Origin of the sequence: Paenibacillus sp. KS1 (assembly GCF_001680695.1) — a bacterium.
Lineage (GTDB): Bacteria > Bacillota > Bacilli > Paenibacillales > Paenibacillaceae > Paenibacillus_B > Paenibacillus_B suaedae.
This window is the reverse complement of record NZ_MAIS01000270.1, coordinates 1-863: the sequence shown is the minus strand read 5'-3', so window position 1 is coordinate 863 and position 863 is coordinate 1. Positions and strand designations below refer to the sequence as shown.

At 54.5% G+C, this 863-nt stretch carries 1 protein-coding gene; it reads right to left on the bottom strand.

From position 1 onward, the window contains the following. Positions 1-863, bottom strand: an 863-nt coding sequence (locus BBG47_RS28245; RefSeq protein ID WP_139070831.1) for an amino acid adenylation domain-containing protein, incomplete at both ends; no start/stop codon positions are given.

The window sequence follows — 863 nt, the reverse complement described above, 5'->3', positions numbered from 1 at the left end:
CCGTTCGGCGCCAGCGGCATCTGCTCCAGCTGAATGAAGTACGATGGAATCATGTAGCTTGGCAGTTCAGCAGCAAGCGCCGCTCTAAGGCTACCTACCGTTGGATCGCCATCTGCGACATAATAGGCGCAGAGTGATTTCTGTCCGTCTTCCTCTTCTCGCGCAACTACAACCGTCTCCCGAATTTCTTGGACATTCAGCAGTGCAGTTTCCAGCTCGCCCAATTCAATCCGATATCCGCGGATTTTCACTTGATGGTCGATTCGGCCCAAGTATTCGATATTGCCGTCAGGCAGCCACCGTGCCAAGTCTCCGGTTCGATACATCCGTTCGCCGACGGAAGGAATTGTAACGAATTTCTCTGCTGTCAGCTCTGGACGGTTCCAGTAACCGCGCGCCAACCCTACTCCCGCGATGCACAGTTCACCAGCAACGCCGATCGGCTGCACTTGATTATGCTCATTCACGATATAAATGCTCGTATTGTCAATTGGCTTGCCAATCGGCACACTTACATAAGTCTGGCCTGGCTCGCAGTCGAAGTACGTTACGTCCACCGTCGCCTCAGTCGGCCCGTATAGATTAATAAGCTGCGCTCCGCTTGCAGGTGCAATATAACGGTGGAACCGCTCGACCTGTGAGGCAAGCAGTGCCTCGCCACTCGTGAACACCTGCCGCAGCGGTGCGAGACCGCGCTCACGCTCTGCATCTGTCATTTGCTCCACATGCTCAAGGAACGCGTGCAGCATGGATGGAACGAAGTGCATCGTCGTTATTCGGTGACGCTCAATCGCATCCACAATCGCATGTGGGTTCTTCTCCCCACCGACTGAAAGCATAAGCACCTTCGAGCCGACAAATGC